The organism is Bacillus cereus group sp. MYBK15-3, from assembly GCF_051916765.1.
Classification (GTDB): Bacteria; Bacillota; Bacilli; order Bacillales; family Bacillaceae_G; genus Bacillus_A; species Bacillus_A cereus.
This window is the reverse complement of record NZ_JBQAHG010000009.1, coordinates 102,623-123,883: the sequence shown is the minus strand read 5'-3', so window position 1 is coordinate 123,883 and position 21,261 is coordinate 102,623. Positions and strand designations below refer to the sequence as shown.

Sequence of the window (21,261 nt, the reverse complement as noted above, 5' to 3'; positions counted from 1 at the left end):
ATGTTCCTTATGCCATACTGTAAGAAGAACATAGAATAGGGGTGAAAGAATGGCTGTAAATGAAAAGGTAGAGTTAGCTACATTTGCTGGAGGGTGTTTCTGGTGTATGGTTTCTCCATTTGAAGAGATGGAGGGCATTATACAGGTTATTTCAGGTTATACAGGCGGTCATAAAGAGGACCCAACGTATAAAGAAGTGTGCTCAGAAACAACAGGACATTATGAAGCGGTACAAATTACATTTGATGCAAATAAAATGTCGTATGAGGAATTGTTAAATATATATTGGAGACAAATTGATCCGACCGATATTGGAGGACAATTCCACGACCGCGGACAGTCTTATGAAACAGTGATTTTTTATCATAATGAAGAACAACATAAAAAAGCAGAAGCCTCAAAAGAAGAACTTGAGCAGAGTGGGCGCTTTTCAAAACCAATTGCTACAAAAATACTACCAGCAGCTACATTTTATCCAGCTGAAGAATATCACCAAGGATATCATAAGAAAAACACATTCCGCTATGAGTTATATCGTAAAGGCTCAGGACGAGATGCTTTTATTAAGCAACATTGGCCAAAGGATAATGCTCATTTAAAAGAAAAACTCAATGAGATGCAGTTTTATGTAACGCAGGAAAATGGTACAGAACCACCATTTCGAAATGAGTATTGGAACCATAAAGAGGAAGGTCTTTATGTAGACATCGTTTCAGGTGAGCCGCTATTTACTTCTCTAGACAAATTTGATAGTGGATGTGGATGGCCTAGTTTTACAAAACCAGTTATGTCAGCAAGTGTGAAAGAAAAGATGGATGTGAGTCATAATATGACGCGTACAGAAGTGAGAAGTAAGGAAGGAGATTCACATCTTGGGCATGTATTTCCAGACGGTCCAGGACCAAATGGACTTCGTTACTGCATTAATTCTGCAGCCCTTCGATTTATTCCAAAAGAGGAATTAGAGAAAGAAGGCTATGGTGATTTTCTAGTCTTGTTTGGAAATAAAAAATAACCTCGCAGTTAGCGAGGTTATTTTTTGTTATTTTGTTTTTTTCTTTTTAAATTTGCTTAATACTTCATAAACGATTGGAACAATAAGAAGTGTTAATAACGTTGAACTTGTTAATCCACCAATTACTGTTACACCAAGTCCTTTAGAAATTAAGCCGCTACCTTCAAATCCTAATGCAAGCGGGATAAGAGCCCCGATTGTTGCAATTGCAGTCATTAAAATCGGGCGAAGGCGTGTTGCACCAGCTTCTAATAAAGCTTCACGTGTTGATAGTCCTTCATTTTCTTTATGAATAACGCGGTCGATAAGCACGATTGCGTTTGTTACAACGATACCGATTAACATAAGCGCCCCAATCATTGCAGACACACTTAATGTTTCACCGGAGATTAATAAGGCAACAAGAGCTCCGATAATTGTAAATGGTAGCGAGAATAAAATTGCGAATGGTGCAAGGGCACCGCCAAATGTAACGACAAGAACGAAGTATACAATGGCAATCGCAGCTAACATCGCTAAGCCAAGTTGCTTAAATGATTCTTCAATATCTTTTGTAACGCCGCCCATAGAAACATCTACGCCAGAAGGAAGATCCATTTTATCTACTTCTTTTTGAACAGCGGCAGATGCTTTTGAAACGTCATCAGATGTTAGTTTTGCACTTACTTCTGCATAAACACGACCATCGCGGTGTTTCACTGTATTCGAAGTTTCACCTTCTTTTACAGTCATAACATCTTTCACAGCCACTTCATTACCAAGTGGTGTTGTAATTTTACGATTTGTTAAGTCATCGATTGTTTCATAATTTTGTTTTTCAGCTTCTACATATACATTGATATCTTTACCGTCTTTTTTAATTGTTGTCAGAACAGGTCGATCATGTTGATTAGAAAGTCCCATTCCGATTTGTGCAGCCGTTAAGCCCATTTTACTCAGCTTTTCTTGATCTGCGACTAAAGTGTACTCTGCATATGTTTTTGCAATACTAGAGTCAATATCCTTTAAGTCTTTATTTTTCTTCATGATATTTTGAATATCTTTTACGACAGGCTTAATGTCTTCTGAGCTATCTCCGTAAACGTATAGTTTAATTTCGTTACTACCGCCACTTGCTCCGAAGTCTTGGTTTTTCCATTCGCCTTTGCCAGACATCTTCTGTAAATCTTTAACGACTTGTTCTTTCTCCTTTTCAAAGTTTTTCGTGTCGTTATCATATTGCACGAAGAACATTGCTTGGTTTGATTGACCAGGACTCATTGGATTCTCTCCACCTAATGAGAACTGAATTGTTTTGACGTCTTTATTATTTTGGAAGTGCTTCTCAGCTTTTGTTGCAATTTTTTCAACGTCTTCTAACGTTTGACCTGGTTCAGGATTGTATGTTGCGATAATCATTTTTTCTTCTTCAGAAGGTAAGAAACTTACACCGATAACTGGTACAAGTGCAAGACTACCAACTAATAGAAGAACAGCGATACTTGATGTAATAATTTTGTGATTTAAAGCCCATGCAAGTATGCGTTTATACCCATTTGCTAATTTACTTGGTTTTTCTTCATGATGTACTTCTTTTTCCCTCATGCTCTCTTTCTTAAATAAGGAATGAGCTAGCATCGGTACGATTGTAACTGCTACTAGTAATGATGCTAATAAAGCGAAGACGATAGTTAAGGCGAATGGTAAGAACATTTCACCAATCATACCTTTTACTAGTCCAAGTGGTAAAAATACAGCAATTGTTACGATGGTAGAAGACATAATTGGGATAAACATTTCTTTCGTAGCTTCACGAATTAAATCTTTTCCGCGCAATTTCTCTTCTGATAACGACATACGGCGGTAAATATTTTCAATAACAACAATTGAGTCATCGACAACGCGGCCTATAGCAACGGTCATTGCTCCAAGTGTCATAATGTTAAGCGTAATATCCATTTGCTTTATGACTAAAACAGCAATTAATAAAGAAAGTGGTATTGAAACGACAGAGATTAACGTTGTTCGAATATTTCGTAGGAACAGCATAATAATAACGATCGCAAAGATAGCACCGAAAATTGCTTTGCTCAGCATTGTTTCTACTGATTTTTCAATAGGTGCACCTTGATCGAATGTTGAAATAATCTCTAAGTCTTTATACTTTTTCTCAAGTTCTTTTACTTTATCTTTTACTGCATTTACAACATCAACTGTATTTGCATCAGAGGCCTTCACAATTTGAATTCCAATTGCTTCTTTTCCATTTGTTCGAGAAATGGATTCTGCTTTCCCAACTTCTTTAATGTCAGCAATTTCATCTAATGTAACTGTTGGAATCCCGTTCATAGCGGCTGGATTCATTTGTGGCGTTTGCGCACCAGCGCCAGCATTTTGACTACCTTGACCGTTAGGTGAGGAAGGTATAGCTGGGATTTTAAGTTCTTTTAATGCTTTAATCGTTGTAATATTGCCATCTACAACAACTGATTTTTCCGTGTCTTTAAATGTGTATAAGCCAAGTGGTAAAGATACATCCGATCCTTTAATCACATTTTTTACAGTATCTTCACTTAGTCCTAGTTCTTTCATTTTATCTTTCTTAAAGATGAGCTGTACTTCATCTACTTGTTGACCAGCAATTTGAACAGATGCAACACCATCAAGTCCTTTTAATCCCGGTACAACATTTTTTTCTACATTTTCAGTTAAAGTAGCTAAAGATTCATTCTTGCTTGCTACGCTTAACGAAATAACGGGAAAAGCATTGAAGTTTACTCGTGAAACTTTAGGATCTTTAACACCTTCTGGGAGTTTTACATTTGTGAGAGCTTCTTTAATTTCTGTTTCTGCTTTTTCCATATTTTTGTCAAAATCGTATTCTACTTGAATAGAAGATGCGTTTTGAAAAGATGATGAACTCACAACGTTAACACTGCTTAAATTTTGTAGTTGTTCTTCCATCGGCTTTGAAACTTTATCAGCTACTTCTTCTGGTGTAGCACCAGGATAGACCGTAGTTACTGTCACAATCGGTGTTGTAATATCAGGAATTGTTTCCAGCTTCATATTGAGTCCAGAGTAGATCCCCGCAATAGTAACAATAATGGTTAGTAGCCAAACTGCGAACTTATTTTTTAACGAGAAATTGATGATTTTGTTCATGTTTGCGCTCCCTTTGTATTATATTGACCAACTGGTCAGTCTAATACATAATATAACTGACCGTTCGGTCAATCGTCAATAAAAAGGGATGGTATAATACATTTATAATAAGATGCGAGATTAAATTTAGGAGAGAAGATATGAAAGAAAAAGAGCGTTTAATTATAGAATCGGCTATGAAGTTATTTGCTACTAAGGGTGTAAATGCGACATCAGTGCAGGAAATTGTGACAGCTAGTGGTATATCTAAGGGAGCTTTTTACTTATATTTTAAATCGAAAGATGAGCTTTTATTAGCGACACTTCGATATTATTATGACAAAATCCAAAAGAAAATGCTGGATATTGAACAAGAGTCTTTATTACCACGTGAAAAATTTGCAAAACAATTACATTGTCAGTTTAATGATATACAAAAGCATAAAGAATTTATTATTATGCATGCGAGAGAAAATGCAATTCCGTTTAATAAAGAAGTAGAAGAATTTATGATGCGGATGAAGTTAGAGTCTCATGCATTTTATCGGAATAGTTTATTGTCCATTTATGGTGAAAAGGTTATGCCATATTTATTGGATTTAGTAATTATAGTAGAAGGCATATGCCGTGGTTATTTAGAATTAATTATTTTACAAGCACCAGAAATTGATTTATCGTATGTCGCTGCTTTTATTTTAAAAAGAGTAGATCATTTAGTAGATGGTTTGGTAGAATCTTCGGAAGAACCTATTTTACATGAAGAAAAGCTTGGAGAATTCCTTTGTAAATCAGAGCTTATTAAGGAACAAGTTAAAGAGCATTTTTTAAAAGAAATTATTGTATTTAAGCGTAGTTTAGCTGATCAATTAGAGGATGATGAGTTGTTAGTAACGTTAGATGTTTTAGAGGCGGAAATACGATTGCTTAATCCAAGAATTCCAGTAATTAGAGGTATGTTAGCAAATTTAGAGGCGTATCCGGAATTAAAAGAATTTCGATTACGACTTATAGGATACTACAATATAAAAAATTCTTAATAAAAATAAGTAAAAAACTCCTTGTCTACACAAGGAGTTTTTTCTTAAAGACTATTTACTATTTTGAGACCATTCTTCAACATCCCAAACTTTTGTAATCCAATCTTCATAGAAGTCCGGTTCGTGACATACAAGGAGGATTGTTCCTTTATATGCTTTCATAGCCTTCTTAAGTTCCGCTTTTGCTGTAACATCAAGATGGTTTGTCGGCTCATCAAATAGTAGCCAGTTACTTTCCTCACCCATTAGCTTACATAAACGAACTTTTGCTTGTTCTCCACCACTTAATTGACTTAATGGGCGAGAAATATGTTCATTTTTTAATCCGCATTTTGCTAACATCGCACGAATTTGATGCTGGTCTAAACCAGGGAATGTATTCCATACATCATCAATTGGTGTTATATTGTCAGCTTTAACTTCTTGCTCAAAGTATGCAGGCTCTAAGAAGTCACCAAGGCTTGTTTTACCGCTTAAAGGCTTAATTTTACCTAAGATTGTTTTTAGTAACGTTGATTTACCAACACCGTTACATCCAACAATAGCAATTTTTTCACCACGTTCGATCGTCATTGATAGCTTTGGTAGTAGCGGATGTGTATATCCGATTTCTACATTTTCACCTTCAAAGACGAAGCGACTACTTGCGCGACTTTCTTTAAATGAGAATTCAGGTTTAATTGCTGTTTCTGGGCGATCAATAAGTTCCATGCGATCAAGTTGCTTTTGACGACTCTTTGCACGACCTGTCGTTGAATAACGAGCCTTGTTTTTTGCAATGAAGTCTTCTTGCTTTTTGATAAACTCGCGCTGCTTTTCATAAGCGTTTATATGTTGATTTTTATTGATTTCTGCTAGTTCTAGGAATTTTTCATATGTCGCTGTATAGCGTGTCATTTTTGTGAATTCTAGATGGAAAATAACATCAACACATTTGTTCATAAATTCCGTATCATGAGAAATTAATAAGAATGCATGTGGGTATTCTTTTAAATAATTTGTTAACCAATGAATATGTTCAACGTCTAAATAGTTAGTAGGTTCATCAAGCAATAACACTTCTGGCTGTTCAAGTAATAGCTTTGCAAGCAATACCTTTGTACGTTGTCCACCACTTAGTGCTGAAACATCACGATCTAAACCAATTGCATCAATTCCAAGACCACGTGCAGCCTCTTCAATTTTCATATCTAGTAAATAGAAACCACCTGCTTCAAGTGCATCTTGTATTTCTGCCATTTGTTCAAGAAGTTCTTCTAGTTCTTCTGGTGTAGCAGTTCCCATTTTTTCTGTAACTTCATTTAAAGCTTTTTCCTTTTCGAATAACGGTAAAAATGCATCCGCTAGTACGTCACGGATTGTACGTCCAGGCGTTAAAACAGTATGCTGATCTAAGTAGCCGTAATGTGTGCCCGGTGTCCATTCTACACGACCTTGGTCATGAATAAGCTGACCAGTAATGATATTCATGAATGTTGATTTACCAACACCGTTTGCACCAACTAATCCAACGTGCTCACCTGCTAATAATCGCATAGATACATCTTTAAATAATGTACGATCACCAAATGTATGTCCTAATTTTTCAACTGTTAATAAGCTCATAGTATCCTCCGTCCAACTTGAAATAGTACCTTGAATCATGATACTAAATTCTTTCATATAATGCTATCATTTCAAAATGTATATATTTTCAAAACAAGCTAATGTACAAATGTTTATTGCTTATTTCCCAGACCTTTATGGTCCAAATGCAGAAAGCACACTTGTCCATCATACATTAAAGGCAATACTTGCAAATAAAATATCTAGCTTTGTTGGAGATAAAAAGATTGCCCGTGAATATATTTTCACACCAGATGGTGCAAAAGCAATGGTTGAATTAGCTTCACATGATGAGGCCTATGGACAAAATTGGAACATACGAGGTTATGGTGTCATTACAGGTGAGGAAATGATTCAACACATACGGGAATTAACGGGATATACCAAATGAATAATAACTGTAAAAAGAGGAATGATCCAGTTCATTGGTCTGTTTGATAAGCAGATGAAAGAATTTGTGGAAATGCTATATTTGACGGAAAAACCAGTTGTATTAAGTGGAGAGAAATACGAGAAATGTATTGGAGAGTTACCAAAACTTCTTATTATGATGGGTTAAAAGAAATAATTATGTATATGAAAAACAGATGTAAATAAAGAAGTTAAGTTCCTTTTCATGATTTTGAAAAGGAACTTAACTTTATACTACCTTTTTACCTAATTTTTGTTTTATAAACCCTAAAACGAATCCACGTATTTGAGGATCAATTACAATTCCAATCATACCGTATAGTATACCAGTAAGAGTTAAAGCAATTAGTGGCGGTAAGTTGATTAATGCAATTCGGTATATACCGTAACTAATAATAAAGGCCAAGGAATTAAATATAATTCCTTTAACTAATAATTGCATGCCTTTACGAATAAAGAGGGTAAATCCGATTAATAGTGTAATTTCGGTAAGGATAGCTGCGACAGCTGCCCCCATCATTCCATATTTACTACCTAATACAATATAACCTATGATGGCAACAACTAATCCAATAGTCATTGTTGTTGCACGTTTCCATTGCTGGCCAATCGTTGTTAAATTATCGGCTAGTGGATAGTTAATTGATTGTAAAATAACCATAAACGCTAGAATAGCAAGAGCGTCACCGGCGGGAGCGTATTCTTCTCCTAATAAACTAACAATCCAGAAACTTGGATCAGCAATAAAGGGGATAGAAATTCCCATTCCTAAAAAAGACATAAGTTTTAATTCAAAACTTGATAATTTTCTATGTTCTTCAATATTTTTCTCATTACCAAAAGCAAACAGCCTTGGATAAAAGGCAGCTGCAATTACCCCAGGTATTTGATATAGTACAGCAGGTATTTTAGATGCAGCACCAAAGAATCCAACTTGATTATACGTTGAAACCTTTTCTAATATAATAGGGCCCAATTGTGGTAAGAGCATAATGATGATTCCATTGATTGTGAAAATAAGTAGTTGATCTAAAATGCCTTTATCCCAACCCTTATGGACTTTCGTGTAACGTATTGTCATTATAAAGGCGATAACACCTGTTACAAGACTAGATACCCCATACATGGCAGCAACCATCATAAGTGACCATTGGAAAGACATCCCTAGTAATAGGGCAGCAGCAGCTGTTACACCTTGTAGTACAGAAATAATAGCTGTAAATTGCATGCGTTCTGTTACTTGGAAGTAAGCCATTCCAACACCTTGTAAAGTTGCTCCAAACATTGTTGGCAGAACAACCCAATATACCATCGCACGTAAGTAAGCATCGGGATAGAAGAACTGGGCAAAAATAGCGAAAAGTACAGAAATTACGATAGCTAATATTAAACGAATACGTAAATAACTACTTATTAGCACGCTAATATTAGCATCGCTTCTCGTTCCTTCACGCATAAACGTATGTGTCAAACCTGCATCTGTAAAGTAACAAATAACAGCTGAAACTGCTAACGCAGTTGTAAACATACCGTAATCACTTGGAGAAACATATCTTGCAAAGAAAATTGTTGCAATAGCCAGTACAAAACGGACAGTAATGTTTCCTACAAAGAGGTAGGATGCGTTTTTTAGAATTTTATTTGTTTTCATGGGAAAAGACCTTTCTATTCTTTAGGACCCGGTTAGCTTGTCCTATTTGTAAATTTGATTTGTTCACAGAAAGAGAGAGTATCGTTATATTTTCAGGTTAAGAAAACAGAAATTTAATTCGTACAAACCAAAGCATTGCATATAGTTTTTTACTACGTTTTCCATTCTTTGAATAGATTTTACGGCAATATTTCTTTATATCTTTTTTGATTAATTGAACTTGTGATTTATCTAATTGAGAGTTTCCCTTAATATATATACAAGCGTTATTGATGACTGTATAAGGGAATAAATAAGTCTCAAGAATCTCAATAAGTGACTGAGGGTCTTTTGTAATGAAATCTTGAGATTTATTATGTACCCAATCTTTCATACGATTGAATACTTCCAACTCTTTTGTCGTTTTTAATTTATAATCTTTATACTTAGAAGAAAGATTTCCTTCTGATAAGATTCTATAATATGTTAAATATTCATCGATATAGCATACATTTGTCACACTCATTAGTTTAAATAAAAACTCTAAATCTTCGCCCCAACTACATCCTGGTGTAAAACGAATGTTATGATCCATTACGATGGATCGTTTGAAAATCCAAGTACTTGTTTGAGCAACAACTTGATGTGTTAGGAATGCTTTTGCCATATCACCTTTAATAAAGTTTGTTGTATGTTCAACCTTCTCGCCTGTTTCTTCGTAAAAATTCATATAACCACAATAGCACGCGTTCATTTCATTTTTATGCATACTTTCGACTTGCTTCTCAATTTTGGTTGGATGCCATAAGTCATCACTATCAAGGAAAGCGACATATTCTCCGCTAGCATTTTCGATACCTGTATTACGGGCTACCGAAACACCTTGGTTTTTTTGATGAATGTATTTTACTTGCCCTGGATATTTTTCAGCAAGGTTTTTCACAATAGAAGGTGATTGATCTTTACTTCCATCATCTACAATTACAATTTCGATATTTTTATATGTTTGATCTAGTATTGACTGCATCGTTTCTTCAATATATTTTTCTGTGTTATACAGAGGTATGACAACAGAAACAAGTTGCTTTTGTTCCATCATAGAATTTTTATCTCCTCAAGTTTTTTATGTCTTGCATCATATATACAAGCCTTTTGAAAGGAAGAAGATTACAAGAACATCTGTATAAGTTTAACGCATATAAACTTTGTAAATCAACTTTCTATTAAAAAGGTAGCGGGAAATGAGATTCTTATGGTTAATTCTCGTATTTTAAACAGCTTTAACATGTCTATTGCTTATAAATTCTTATTTATACCATTTTAACTTATTAGTAAGTAGGATATATTTATCGTAAGGGTTGTGAAGGCGAACAAATTATTATTGAGAATAAAAAAACCTCTTAATTTTTGAAATAAATTAAGAGGTTTTTTATATTAGCTTTGAAATATTAGGTTAGTCTTTGTCTGGCTCAGTTGCATTTAATTTTTGCTTTAGTAACGCATAATCTTGCGTTAATGTTACAAGTTGATGATGTTGTTTAGAAATTTTTCTTGTTAGGTCAAAAATTAAAATGAAACAGAATAATAGTCCAAATAAGAATAAAATGGAAGGGGGATATTCTACTTTTAATAGTTTTCCAATCCAGTTTATAATTTTATCGGTAGAACTTAAAATAGCCATTGCAATACAAACAAAAATCCATAAAACAGCATATTTCGTTTCTAAAGTTCCACGGCGAATGGAATTAATAATTAATAATAATAATAATAAAATAAAGATGAATGAAAAGGTAATTATAGGCATTTATTATCAACCTTTCACGATTTTTTGCATCAATATAGCAAGGCTTACTTTAATCATGTAATATGCAGATTTAAAAGGTGTGATGGAAGATTGTCCACCTTGTCGCTCTTGCATATTTACAGATATTTCATTAATGCGAAGTTTTTTCTTTTTTAAATGAATAAGAACTTCTGGTTCTGGATAGTCTTTTGGATAGTTGTGTGCAAAAATTTTAATTACTTCTCGATTGATAGCACGATATCCAGAAGTTGGATCCATAAATGTTTGTTTTGTTAGTACTTTCAATAGGGCAGTAAAATAAAAAATACCGATTCTTCTGGAAATACTACCTTTATATGCTGTTTTTTCTGTAAAACGTGACCCTAGCACCATATCGCATTCATCTTCAGCGATTGGCTTTATAATTTTATATAAATCATCTGGATTATGTTGTCCATCAGCATCGAACTGAATCGCAATATCATATCCGTTCTCATATGCGTATTTATATCCAGTTTGTACAGCTGAGCCAATACCTAGGTTATATGGTAAATTCACAAGGTGAACAGGAAAATCTTGTACGATTTGAGCTGTTTTATCGTGTGATCCATCATTAATAACACAAATGCTTAATCCTGTGAAATGCTGTTTTAGTTTTAATAATCTTGTTAATGTATCTGCAATTGCTTCTTCCTCGTTATACGCTGGAATAATAATTAACGTTTTTGGTATTGAAATTGGTACTTCAATAGTCATTACCGCACCATCCCTTATATACTTAATCATATTATGGTTATTTTTAAACGAACTTTATTTAATATACCATTAATAGTATAACAAAATAAAGGAAAAGCTGGTGCATGATTTAGGAGAACAGATTGACAATAAAATGGTAAGAGGTGATATTTTGTATAAAAAAATACATGCAAGGAAGAAAAAATCTGTGCATGTATATGGAAGAGTATCGTATTAAATATTCCAAGGTTTATTTAAAGTTAAAACCTCAGCCATTTCTTTGCTTTGTAAACGCCCTTTTCTTCTATTTTCCGCGCGTTCTGAACCGGTTGTGTGTAACCAATGTTCTTCCTCAGTTTCAGGAAGTACTTGTGGTACGGACGAAGGTTTTCCATCTTTTATTGCCACGAATGTAATGAAGCAAGTAGCGGCAATTCTACGCTCGCCTGCTAATAAATTTTCTGCGATTACTTTTACGAAAACTTCCATTGAAGATTTACCTGTATAACATACAAATGCTTCATAACAAACAGAATCAGCTTGGTGAATTGGAGTTAAAAAATCAACTGAATCAATAGATGCTGTTACGCAATGTTTACGACTATGTCTTGCAGCCGCAATTGAAGCAATACTATCAATCTCTGCTAATAATTTCCCTCCAAAAAGTGTTTGGTGATTATTTAAATCGTTAGGAAAAACACGTGTTGTCTTAATTGCTTTAGATTCTCGCATGAATTTCTTTTCCATATATTCAGCCCCTATAGTCTGTTTTCAATCAGAATAATATGTGTAAGCTTAGTACTCATATTAGATATTTAATGAAGTAAAGTGTATTCCAAAAGAGGATTATTTAAACTTCTGTATTTGTATTCATGTAACTGAAAGAAAATTTATTTTATCTAAAATGTAGTGTAAAAGAGGATTCGCTTACATTGCAAGTAAAAAGTAATGACTATATATTTGTCATAGAAATTCCCTATCAGCCGTGTACCCATTCATGATAGAATCGTTTTGTTATGAATGGAAATAGAGGTGCAATGGACATATGAATCATATACAAACAAATTTTTCATCTTTCTTCAATAAAATTACAATCGGTGCGATGCTCGCATTTTTCGTTTATAGTTGTTGGGCAGCATTTGAGACAAGTAAGCAATTTTTTGGAGGAAGTACAACAAGTGTAACAATCATATTGGCAATTTTCGTCATACTCATTTTGTTAGTGGCATCAATTCTACAATATCGTTTTACAGATAAACAATTTCTTATTTTTCTTATAAGTATATCTATAGTTGTGAGGCTTAGTATGCTGTTATTTGTAGATGCTCCAATAATTGGTGATATGAAAGTGATGTATGAGTCTGCAAAGCAGATTGCAATTGGTAATAATATAGGGACTGTAACTCATTTACCTTTTATTATATATGAGTCGGTAATTATTCGTATATTTGGTGATTCATTATTCGCTTTACAACTATTTAATGTGCTATTTTGCACAGGAACAGCGTTATTTATTTATCGTATTGCGGGAATGGTTTTTGGAGAAGAATGCGGTCGTATTGCTTCTATCTTTTATGCTCTGTATATTCCAAATATATTCATGAGTTCCGTATTAACTTCTGAGTCACTTGCAATATTTTTATTTTATTTTGCTTGTTACATACTTTTATATAAAGGATTAGATCATCCTTATATGTGGGTGTTTTCAGCGATTTTACTTGCATTTAGTAATATGATTTTCCCAATGGGATTATTTCTTCCTATTTTTATCACGGTATATGTATTATTAATCGAAGTATTTCAATCAGCAACGAAACAAAAGGTGTTACTAAAAATGATAGGGATACTTATTCTATTTTATAGTGCCCATTTTGGTGTGAATTATGGAATTAAGACAATGGGAATGTCACAATATACGATTGCGAATGAGACGTATGTTCAATCTGTATTAATTGGAAAAACGCAACATGAGGAAAAAATATCGAAAAATCAAAGTGTAACAGGGCATATTGATCAAAAGTTAAAAGAGATTGAGGGAGAAAGATTTAAACTTTTAGAACCGATGATAAATCAGTTTTCAGATGAAGGGATAAATTCTATTCTTTTCAAATGTGAAAAACTGATATATATAGCCGTAACATTGTTTATGACTATAGCTCTATTACACTTCCTTATTAAGAAACAACAAAATGAGGGATATATGTTGTTCTTATTTTTAATTAGTGGCTACGTATTGTTAAAGCTCTTCCGATTAGATATGGCATATTACAATGTAATTATGCCAGCATTGTTTATTTTGCAGAGCTTTGGTGTTTATATGAGTTATGTGTATTGTCAAAAAATATTTTTCAGAAAATAAAAAGAATCCATTCTGGATTCTTTTTTTGATGGAAGATGAAATTTAGTAGTCAGTGCAGATGGAAAGTATGCCTGACTACTAAATTTCATCTTATCGATTTAATTCTAGTTGCAAATTATCGGCTGTTAGAGCCATTTGTGAGGAATCATCTTGAATTCCTTTCATTACTTGTGAAATAGCTTGTAGTTCGTGTTCAATTTTCTTATTCTGTTCTTTTGAGTTAGACATATCTTTTACGATTTCTTGGAAGTATCGATCAGTTGCCGACATACTATCCGTTCCTTCCGATACGAGAGAGCTAATTTGTTTCACGGAAGACGATACACGGGTAATTTGTTCATTTGTTTTTTCGACGAGCTTTGTAACGTTAAATATAGATTCTTTCGTTTGCTCTGATAATTTTCGGATTTCACCAGCAACAACAGAAAACCCCTTCCCAAATTCTCCAGCACGTGCAGATTCGATAGCTGCATTTAGTGCGAGTAAATTGGTTTGCTCCGCAATCGATTTAACAATATCTATGATTTCATTAATTTTGTTAGAAATATTGAGAAGTTCATGAGTATCTGTAATAATCGTCTCCATATTCATTTGAATAGATCCCATTCGTTTGTTTTGCTGGTTTAATTGTTCTTTCCCTTTATTCGCTTTTTCTTCAGATGTTGTAGCTAATGATGTACCTGTTTTAGCAATCTCTACAATAGTTTCAGATTTGGCGGTTAGTTTTTGAATAGAAGAGCTTGTTTTTTCAGATACAGCAGCTAGTTCTGTTGCGATATGCGTAATTGTCATAGCAGTTAATTCTTTTTCTTTCTCAAGCTCTTTTTGCATTCTTTCGTATTCAGATTCATAAGCTGCAAGAACAAGTTCTTGTTCAAGAGTGAATAATTTATTTATGACATTTATAGAATATGAAAAATCATCGATTGTCGTTATTTTTGTTTGCAAAATCTTCATGATAGAGCGGAATAATTCTTGATAAGCAGCAGTATACCATTTTCGATGTAAACCAATTTGTACATGCCTTTTGGCAATCCTAACACGCTGTTCAATAAAATCTTCATGCATATGGCCGCTGAATAATTCTTTAATATGTGTTTTTAAAGTTTGTTTTAGTTTTGGAATAGAGCTGTAACGCTCAATAATAGTAATTAAATTAGGTTGTTTTGTAATGTTGGCATAGAATTTTTCAGTAATCCAATCAATTTCTGCATAAATAAAAGGCTGTAGTACTTTTACAACTTGTAAATCTTCTTTTGAAATATGTAGCATATCCATTTGAATTTTTAATTCAGAATTAGTAGGTACATTAAAAGTTATTTGTTGGTCCTTACTTAATTCAATTATACTGGCATTTGTTTTATTAATATTTTTTTTGAAAACCCCAAGCATCATTCTTCCCCCTGTATATAAAACGTTTTCAATTTTAAAACTAATATAGAGTAATTATATATGCTTATATATAATTACTCTATATTAGTTCGTTGAATAGTATATAAATTAAGAGAATTCTAGATAGAATTCTCTTAATGGCCTTTATTAATTTTAGCATGTGTTTTAAAGAAAACAGGGAAATGCACATTATATATTACAGTGACGACACGAATAACAAATGTTACTAATAAACAAACATAGAAAGCTAATACGTGCGCCCCCATAGCGTGTGTGATTAGGAAGCTAATTGCTCCTAAGATAGAAGCGATTGCGTAAATTTCTTTTCGGAATACGTAAGGGATATCTTGAGCACAAATGTCACGCAAAATACCGCCTCCAATACCTGTAATGACTCCCATTGAAACAACTAGAAATGAGGCGTCAACATGATGTGACATTGCTGCATTTGCACCAATAGCTGTAAAAACGCCTAAGCCAACAGCATCAGAAAGCATAATAACGACTTGAAGTTTATTGATGCGCTCAAAAAACATACAAGTAAATAATGCTGATAATACACTTACGAAAAAGTAAATGGGTTTTACAAATGCGACAGGGGGCAGGTTACCAATCATAATATCACGAATAATACCGCCGCCGAGCGCAGTAGCTACAGCTAAACAAAGGACACCAAATAAATCTAAATCTTTTTTTAAACCAACTAATGTACCAGAAATGGCAGCGGCGATAATGCCAAGAAACGTAAATATATCGATTAATAACATGGCCTTAATCCCTTCCTCTTAAAGATGTTCCAGAGAAAAAATATACACTAAAGTATTGGAAATAACAATTACTTTTCGTTACATGTAGAAAAACGGATAAAATACATAAAGAAAGCATTTGAAAATGTTTAGGAGAAAACGAAGCAAGGTTAATCTTTAGTTGTAGGATAGCCGAGTGGGTGTTTGTGTGTAATTATTAAATTTATATTTTTATAAATAAATTAATAAATGTTACTATAATGCCGATAATAAGTGGAAGAGTGTTAGATAGTTTTTATAGAGATAGGGAAGGATAGCTAAAGGATAATGTTTTCTAGTACTACTTACGCTAGATTTGATTAGTTTCGGCATAAAAATAAGTTCTCAATTTAAATATGAGTTATGTTATAATTGCTAGGTGTGTTTTGAAGATAAAAATTATGATTAAAAGATAATGTTAAGATTTTGTATGGAGGTCTTGGAATGTTAGCAAATCAAGCTAGGGTTAGATTTGAGCGTTTTTTGCTCTTTTTTATTATTTTACAGCCTGTTTTAGATTTATTAACGTCTCTTAGCATCACTTTATTAAAGTCAAATGCTACCGTTGGAATTTTAGTAAGATTCCTTATTATGGCTGTTGGTGGTATTTACATTTTAATTCAGGCAAAAGAGAAGGAAAATAGAAAGTTTTTAATTTATCTTATATTATTAGCCGGAGTTTTAGGGATAGGATTTATTAATAACAAACTAGTCAAAAATCCTATTGTACTTAGTGAAGAGGTTAAATTCGTTGCGAAAGCATTATATATATATATCATGCTGGGATCATACATTTTAGCTTTAAAATCATTGAAAAAGAAGGTTAATATTAGTGATAAGGTTCGAAATAGTATTGTATATTCTACATTAATCATTAACGCAATTATGGTTATTTCTATTTCAACATCTACTGACTTTGGTAGTTATGAATGGATGAAGGTTGGTTCTCGAGGTTGGTTCTATGCAGGGAATGAACTAGGTTCAATTTTAGCTATTATTTTCCCTATTGTGGTACTATATTCTATTCAAAAAACAAAGAGCTGGAAACACATTTTATATTGGATTCCATCACTTTTAATGATTTATTCGCTAATTCAAGTTGGTACAAAAGTAGGAATGGGCTCAATTGGTGCTACGTTAGCGGCAGCAATCGGGATCATTGTACTACAATTATTATTTGATAGAAAAAATCCGAACAAAAAATCCCTTGCGCTTAATGCAGTAATTGCTATTGTCCTATTAGCTGGTGTAGTTGGAACGTTTAAACAAACGCCATTAGCACAAAATATGGGTATTCACAATAATTATTTATCAGAGCAAAATGTAGCACAGCAAGGTCAAAAAGAAAAAGAAATTAAAGAGAAGCTGAAAAAAGAACAAGAACTTAAAGCAAAAGAAGAAAAGCATCATAAAGGTGAAAAGCCAGAAGAAAAGGCGAAGATAGAAGAGGAAGTTAAGAAAGAGCTTGAGAAAGAGCAAAAGAAAGAAAATCAAGAAAATCTTATTTTCAGTGGACGTCAAGTATATGAAGAAAGACATAAGCAGTTCTTTAAAGAAGCGCCAATGTCACAAAAGTTATTGGGAATGGGTTATGCAGGTAACTTTAAATACAATGAACAAAAGCAGCCAGATCCAAAACTAATTGAAATGGACTTCCATGATTGGTTTTATGATTTCGGGATTATTGGCTTTGTATTACTAATGATTCCATTTATTTATTACGGGCTAAGAATTCTACTATCATTTGCTACGAGATTTAAGGACATATTTAATATAAAATATGGAATGATTTCAGCAAGCTTATTGTTAGCGTTAGGTATTGCTTATATTGCAGGACATATTTTAACAGCACCAGGAGTTGGTATTTACTTTGTAGTGGTGTTAGCTTATCTAATAGTAGACCTAGAAATTGAATGATAAAAATAAAAGCTAACTTTTGTTAGCTTTTATTTTTTAGTACAGTAAAATAAAAATAGATGGAAACGTAGCGAGGATTTAAAGGAGGAAAAAATATGAGAATATTGCATATGAATGCAGGAGCAGAAGATGGGGGAGGGAAAACACATATTATTTCACTTCTCGATCAGTTTCCAGCTGGTGAAGTAGAATTAGCAGTATTTGAAGATGGAATTGTTGCGAAGGAAGCAAGGGAGTTAGGGATAAAAGTCCATGTGTTTTCACAAAAATCGCGCTATGATTTATCCATTTTAAAGAATATAAGTGAATTTATTAATAAAGAAAAATTTGATGTAGTTCATACACATGGCCCTAGGGCTAATTTCTATGTTTCTTTAATGAAAAAGAGAATAAAGGCAAAATGGGTAACGACTATTCATAGTGATCCATTTCAAGACTTTACTAAACAGGGCTTAAAAGGTTGGATTTTTACGAAATTAAATTTGAAAGCCTTAAAAAATATAGACTTATTTTTCGTTGTAACAAATAGATTGAAAAAAAGCCTGGCAGCATTAGGTATTTCAAATGAAAAGATGCATGTTATTTATAATGGAATTGAATACGATAAGGAAAAAGCAGAAGGCTATAATAAAAAAGAAATGTTCAATATTGATGAAGATGTATTTACGGCAATTCAAGTAGCACGATTACATCCTGTCAAAGGACATGAAGTTTTATTCGATGCGTTACAACAAACAAAATTAGAGAAAATTAAAGTATTATTAGTTGGCGATGGCCCATTAGAAGAAAATCTAAAGTCATTAGCTACTGAAAAAGGGATTAACGATAAAGTAGAGTTTTTAGGACATCGTCAAGATGTAAAACAATTATTTGCGTCGTCACATGTAAATTTATTAACTTCCCATAGTGAAGGGTTCCCACTAGTTTTATTAGAAGCGGCAAATCAGCGCGTACCATCAATTGTGACTAGGGCTGGAGAAATTGAACCATTAATCGTAGATGAAACTTACGGATGGATTGTGCCGACAGGTGATGGAAAGGCATTAGCATTAGCTTTAGAAGAAGCGTATGATAAGTGGAAAACTGGAGAGTTAGCAGCAATGGGTAAACATATTTATGAGCATGCTACTATGAACTTCTCACTTCAAAAACTATATGAAGATACAAAGGAAACATATAAGCAATTAATAGCGAAAAACTTGTAATGATAGAGAGGATAGTTAACTATGGCAGTACAAACAGTTGATATTCTAGGCGTTCCTTTTTCTACAATGACAATGGATGAAACGGTCCAATATTTAAAAGAACAACTAGAAGCGGAGCGAACTCATACGTTTCAGGTAGTAACAGCAAACCCTGAAATTGTTATGTGCGCAAAAAAGGATGAAAAGTTCTATCAAACATTATTGAATACAGATTTAATTACACCTGATGGTATTGGGGTTGTAAAGGCAAGCGGGATGCTTGGTACACCTTTAAAAGAACGTGTAGCAGGTTTTGATTTAATGTGTAATTTACTTGCGAAGTTATCAGAAGATAGTAAGCCGGTATCTGTTTTCTTATTAGGTGCAAAGCCGCATGTTGTACAAGCTGCAGCAGATCATTTAACAAAGACATATTCAGCTGTATCCATCGCTGGTATACAAGATGGTTATTTTAAACAAGAAGACGAAGAGAATATTATTTCTCGCATTCAAGAAGCAAAACCAGATTTATTACTTGTTGCACTTGGTTTCCCGAGACAAGAGAACTTTATCCAAAACAATAAGCATCGTTTAGAAACGAAAATGGCTGTTGGAGTGGGTGGAAGTTTAGACGTATGGGCTGGAGAGGTAAAACGCGCACCAAAATGGATTCAAGCGATTCATTTAGAGTGGTTTTATAGATTATGCAGTAATCCAACACGCTGGCGTCGTCAGTTAGTATTAGCGGAATTTTTAAAAGAAGTAATGCGTTCGAAAAAGTAGCGAAATATCGCTGCTTTTTTTATTTGTTCATTTTTAATAAATTGAAACTTTAATCAGTGAGGCATCCCCACTGATTATTAGCTCTCACCAATCGGGATAGACGTTTTACTTTTTGGGAATGATGAAGGAGAATTTTTTACACAAAAGTATTTTACTTATACAATTCACACATGTAAAATGATGTGTAAAGACACCTGTGTGAGGAGGACTTCTAGTGGGCAAGGTAAAAGAAATTTCGAAGCGCAAACTGCTTGGTATAGCTGGGCTTGGATGGCTATTTGATGCAATGGATGTTGGAATGCTTTCATTTGTAATGGTAGCCTTGCAAAAGGATTGGGGATTAAGTACGCAAGAAATGGGCTGGATAGGCAGTATTAACTCAATCGGCATGGCAGTAGGAGCGCTTATTTTTGGGATACTATCAGATAAAATAGGGCGAAAATCAGTCTTTATTATTACATTATTATTATTTTCTATCGGTAGTGGTTTAACTGCATTAACAACGACACTTGCGATGTTTCTCGTTTTACGCTTTTTAATTGGTATGGGGCTTGGCGGAGAGCTTCCGGTTGCCTCTACACTAGTATCAGAGAGTGTTGAAGCGCATGAGCGTGGGAAAATTGTTGTGTTATTAGAAAGTTTTTGGGCAGGTGGATGGCTAATTGCAGCTCTTATCTCGTATTTTGTTATTCCTAAATATGGTTGGGAAGTTGCGATGGTATTGAGTGCAGTTCCAGCATTATATGCTTTATATTTAAGATGGAATTTACCGGATTCCCCAAGGTTCCAAAAAGTTGAAAAAAGGCCATCTGTTATTGAAAATATAAAATCAGTTTGGTCTGGGGAATATCGTAAAGCAACAATTATGCTATGGATTCTATGGTTTTGTGTTGTTTTTTCCTATTATGGAATGTTCCTTTGGTTACCGAGTGTAATGGTGCTAAAAGGATTTAGTTTAATAAAAAGTTTCCAATACGTACTTATTATGACATTAGCTCAACTTCCAGGATATTTCACAGCTGCTTGGTTTATTGAACGTCTCGGTCGTAAATTTGTTTTGGTTACGTATTTAATCGGGACAGCTTGCAGTGCTTATTTGTTTGGGGTTGCGGATTCATTAACAGTATTAATCGTGGCAGGTATGTTACTATCCTTCTTTAACTTAGGTGCTTGGGGAGCATTATACGCCTATACACCTGAGCAGTATCCAACGGTTATTCGTGGTACAGGTGCAGGAATGGCAGCAGCATTTGGTCGTATTGGTGGTATTCTTGGGCCACTATTAGTGGGATATTTAGTTGCTTCAGAAGCTTCACTATCATTAATATTTACGATTTTCTGTGGATCAATTTTAATTGGTGTATTCGCTGTAATAATACTTGGACAGGAAACGAAGCAACGAGAATTAGTATAAAGTGAAAATTTAAACGTATCCCTGACCGTTTATTATCCTACACTACTCGGCTCTTTATAGGCAGTTAGTGCGGGATAAAAGGGGAGAG

16 protein-coding genes and 2 pseudogenes are annotated in these 21,261 nt (G+C 33.8%); 8 read left to right on the top strand and 10 right to left on the bottom strand.

Features of this window, described 5'->3' with window-relative positions:
• The first annotated feature begins 49 nt into the window (after window positions 1-49).
• Window positions 50-1,015: a peptide-methionine (R)-S-oxide reductase MsrB gene (gene msrB, locus ACTFR8_RS27205; RefSeq protein ID WP_000290175.1), complete on the top strand. Its 966-nt coding sequence runs from the start codon at window positions 50-52 to the stop codon at window positions 1,013-1,015.
• 27 nt (window positions 1,016-1,042) lie between these two features.
• On the opposite strand, the gene ACTFR8_RS27200 is transcribed toward msrB, so the two are convergent.
• The gene (locus ACTFR8_RS27200; RefSeq protein WP_100619702.1) at window positions 1,043-4,159 is read right to left on the bottom strand and encodes an efflux RND transporter permease subunit; all 3,117 of its coding nucleotides are present in this window, start codon (window positions 4,157-4,159) and stop codon (window positions 1,043-1,045) included.
• Window positions 4,160-4,299: 140 nt separating this feature from the next.
• Between ACTFR8_RS27200 and ACTFR8_RS27195 the strand changes: the two genes are divergently transcribed.
• On the top strand, window positions 4,300-5,175 hold the full coding sequence (locus ACTFR8_RS27195) for a TetR/AcrR family transcriptional regulator (protein ID WP_000659645.1): 876 nt from the start codon (window positions 4,300-4,302) through the stop codon (window positions 5,173-5,175).
• Between the two features lie 51 nt (window positions 5,176-5,226).
• Here the strand turns inward: ACTFR8_RS27195 and ACTFR8_RS27190 are convergent, their stop codons facing one another.
• Complete coding sequence (locus tag ACTFR8_RS27190) at window positions 5,227-6,780, bottom strand: ABC-F family ATP-binding cassette domain-containing protein (RefSeq protein ID WP_000055410.1); 1,554 nt, start codon at window positions 6,778-6,780, stop codon at window positions 5,227-5,229.
• 88 nt (window positions 6,781-6,868) lie between these two features.
• Between ACTFR8_RS27190 and ACTFR8_RS27185 the strand changes: the two are divergent.
• A pseudogene (locus ACTFR8_RS27185) lies at window positions 6,869-7,377 on the top strand (short chain dehydrogenase); the annotation flags it as partial.
• A gap of 43 nt (window positions 7,378-7,420) precedes the next feature.
• Here the strand turns inward: ACTFR8_RS27185 and ACTFR8_RS27180 are convergent.
• From ACTFR8_RS27180 to ACTFR8_RS27160, 5 genes are all read right to left on the bottom strand, one after another.
• Window positions 7,421-8,842 carry an oligosaccharide flippase family protein gene (locus tag ACTFR8_RS27180; protein ID WP_000856133.1) on the bottom strand — a complete coding sequence of 474 codons (1,422 nt, stop codon included), beginning with the start codon at window positions 8,840-8,842 and terminating at the stop codon, window positions 7,421-7,423.
• Between the two features lie 97 nt (window positions 8,843-8,939).
• Window positions 8,940-9,920 (bottom strand): glycosyltransferase family 2 protein, encoded by a 981-nt coding sequence (locus ACTFR8_RS27175; protein ID WP_000970516.1) that lies wholly within the window; start codon window positions 9,918-9,920, stop codon window positions 8,940-8,942.
• A 354-nt stretch (window positions 9,921-10,274) separates the two neighbouring features.
• Window positions 10,275-10,625, bottom strand: coding sequence for a DUF2304 domain-containing protein (locus ACTFR8_RS27170; protein ID WP_001121774.1), 351 nt, complete (start codon window positions 10,623-10,625; stop codon window positions 10,275-10,277).
• Window positions 10,626-10,631: 6 nt separating this feature from the next.
• Window positions 10,632-11,360: a glycosyltransferase family 2 protein gene (locus ACTFR8_RS27165; RefSeq protein ID WP_000151539.1), complete on the bottom strand. Its 729-nt coding sequence runs from the start codon at window positions 11,358-11,360 to the stop codon at window positions 10,632-10,634.
• Between the two features lie 213 nt (window positions 11,361-11,573).
• Window positions 11,574-12,086, bottom strand: coding sequence for an acyl-CoA thioesterase (locus ACTFR8_RS27160; RefSeq protein WP_100619703.1), 513 nt, complete (start codon window positions 12,084-12,086; stop codon window positions 11,574-11,576).
• A gap of 298 nt (window positions 12,087-12,384) precedes the next feature.
• Between ACTFR8_RS27160 and ACTFR8_RS27155 the strand changes: the two genes are divergently transcribed.
• Window positions 12,385-13,698 (top strand): ArnT family glycosyltransferase, encoded by a 1,314-nt coding sequence (locus ACTFR8_RS27155; RefSeq protein ID WP_001015634.1) that lies wholly within the window; start codon window positions 12,385-12,387, stop codon window positions 13,696-13,698.
• 90 nt (window positions 13,699-13,788) lie between these two features.
• On the opposite strand, the gene ACTFR8_RS27150 is transcribed toward ACTFR8_RS27155, so the two are convergent.
• The 3 genes and pseudogenes from ACTFR8_RS27150 to ACTFR8_RS27140 form a co-directional block, all read right to left on the bottom strand.
• On the bottom strand, window positions 13,789-14,490 hold the full coding sequence (locus ACTFR8_RS27150) for a methyl-accepting chemotaxis protein (protein WP_370658441.1): 702 nt from the start codon (window positions 14,488-14,490) through the stop codon (window positions 13,789-13,791).
• Between the two features lie 54 nt (window positions 14,491-14,544).
• A pseudogene (locus tag ACTFR8_RS27145) lies at window positions 14,545-15,090 on the bottom strand (protoglobin family protein); the annotation flags it as partial.
• Between the two features lie 134 nt (window positions 15,091-15,224).
• Complete coding sequence (locus ACTFR8_RS27140; protein WP_000924371.1) at window positions 15,225-15,857, bottom strand: trimeric intracellular cation channel family protein; 633 nt, start codon at window positions 15,855-15,857, stop codon at window positions 15,225-15,227.
• 462 nt (window positions 15,858-16,319) lie between these two features.
• On the opposite strand from ACTFR8_RS27140, the gene ACTFR8_RS27135 reads away from it, so the two are divergent.
• The 4 genes from ACTFR8_RS27135 (at window position 16,320) to ACTFR8_RS27120 (ending at window position 21,173) form a co-directional block, all read left to right on the top strand.
• Window positions 16,320-17,792, top strand: a complete 1,473-nt coding sequence (locus ACTFR8_RS27135; protein WP_100619704.1) for an O-antigen ligase family protein — start codon at window positions 16,320-16,322, stop codon at window positions 17,790-17,792.
• A gap of 95 nt (window positions 17,793-17,887) precedes the next feature.
• Window positions 17,888-18,997, top strand: a complete 1,110-nt coding sequence (locus ACTFR8_RS27130; protein WP_001221215.1) for a glycosyltransferase family 4 protein — start codon at window positions 17,888-17,890, stop codon at window positions 18,995-18,997.
• A 21-nt stretch (window positions 18,998-19,018) separates the two neighbouring features.
• On the top strand, window positions 19,019-19,759 hold the full coding sequence (locus ACTFR8_RS27125) for a WecB/TagA/CpsF family glycosyltransferase (RefSeq protein WP_000290748.1): 741 nt from the start codon (window positions 19,019-19,021) through the stop codon (window positions 19,757-19,759).
• Between the two features lie 214 nt (window positions 19,760-19,973).
• A complete protein-coding gene (locus tag ACTFR8_RS27120; RefSeq protein ID WP_000521077.1) occupies window positions 19,974-21,173 on the top strand; it encodes an MFS transporter in 1,200 nt (399 codons plus the stop codon).
• Window positions 21,174-21,261 lie beyond the last annotated feature (88 nt).

Excerpts from the sequence above, each read along its gene's own strand:
- ACTFR8_RS27160 (WP_100619703.1), bottom strand. The coding sequence starts at position 12,086 with ATGGAAAAGAAATTCATGCGAGAATCTAAAGCAATTAAGACAACACGT.
- ACTFR8_RS27135 (WP_100619704.1), top strand. The coding sequence starts at position 16,320 with ATGTTAGCAAATCAAGCTAGGGTTAGATTTGAGCGTTTTTTGCTCTTT.
- ACTFR8_RS27125 (WP_000290748.1), top strand. The coding sequence starts at position 19,019 with ATGGCAGTACAAACAGTTGATATTCTAGGCGTTCCTTTTTCTACAATG.
- msrB (WP_000290175.1), top strand. The coding sequence starts at position 50 with ATGGCTGTAAATGAAAAGGTAGAGTTAGCTACATTTGCTGGAGGGTGT.
- ACTFR8_RS27200 (WP_100619702.1), bottom strand. The coding sequence starts at position 4,159 with ATGAACAAAATCATCAATTTCTCGTTAAAAAATAAGTTCGCAGTTTGG.
- ACTFR8_RS27155 (WP_001015634.1), top strand. The coding sequence starts at position 12,385 with ATGAATCATATACAAACAAATTTTTCATCTTTCTTCAATAAAATTACA.
- ACTFR8_RS27170 (WP_001121774.1), bottom strand. The coding sequence starts at position 10,625 with ATGCCTATAATTACCTTTTCATTCATCTTTATTTTATTATTATTATTA.
- ACTFR8_RS27195 (WP_000659645.1), top strand. The coding sequence starts at position 4,300 with ATGAAAGAAAAAGAGCGTTTAATTATAGAATCGGCTATGAAGTTATTT.
- ACTFR8_RS27140 (WP_000924371.1), bottom strand. The coding sequence starts at position 15,857 with ATGTTATTAATCGATATATTTACGTTTCTTGGCATTATCGCCGCTGCC.
- ACTFR8_RS27180 (WP_000856133.1), bottom strand. The coding sequence starts at position 8,842 with ATGAAAACAAATAAAATTCTAAAAAACGCATCCTACCTCTTTGTAGGA.
- ACTFR8_RS27175 (WP_000970516.1), bottom strand. The coding sequence starts at position 9,920 with ATGATGGAACAAAAGCAACTTGTTTCTGTTGTCATACCTCTGTATAAC.
- ACTFR8_RS27190 (WP_000055410.1), bottom strand. The coding sequence starts at position 6,780 with ATGAGCTTATTAACAGTTGAAAAATTAGGACATACATTTGGTGATCGT.
- ACTFR8_RS27130 (WP_001221215.1), top strand. The coding sequence starts at position 17,888 with ATGAGAATATTGCATATGAATGCAGGAGCAGAAGATGGGGGAGGGAAA.
- ACTFR8_RS27165 (WP_000151539.1), bottom strand. The coding sequence starts at position 11,360 with ATGACTATTGAAGTACCAATTTCAATACCAAAAACGTTAATTATTATT.
- ACTFR8_RS27150 (WP_370658441.1), bottom strand. The coding sequence starts at position 14,490 with ATGACAATTACGCATATCGCAACAGAACTAGCTGCTGTATCTGAAAAA.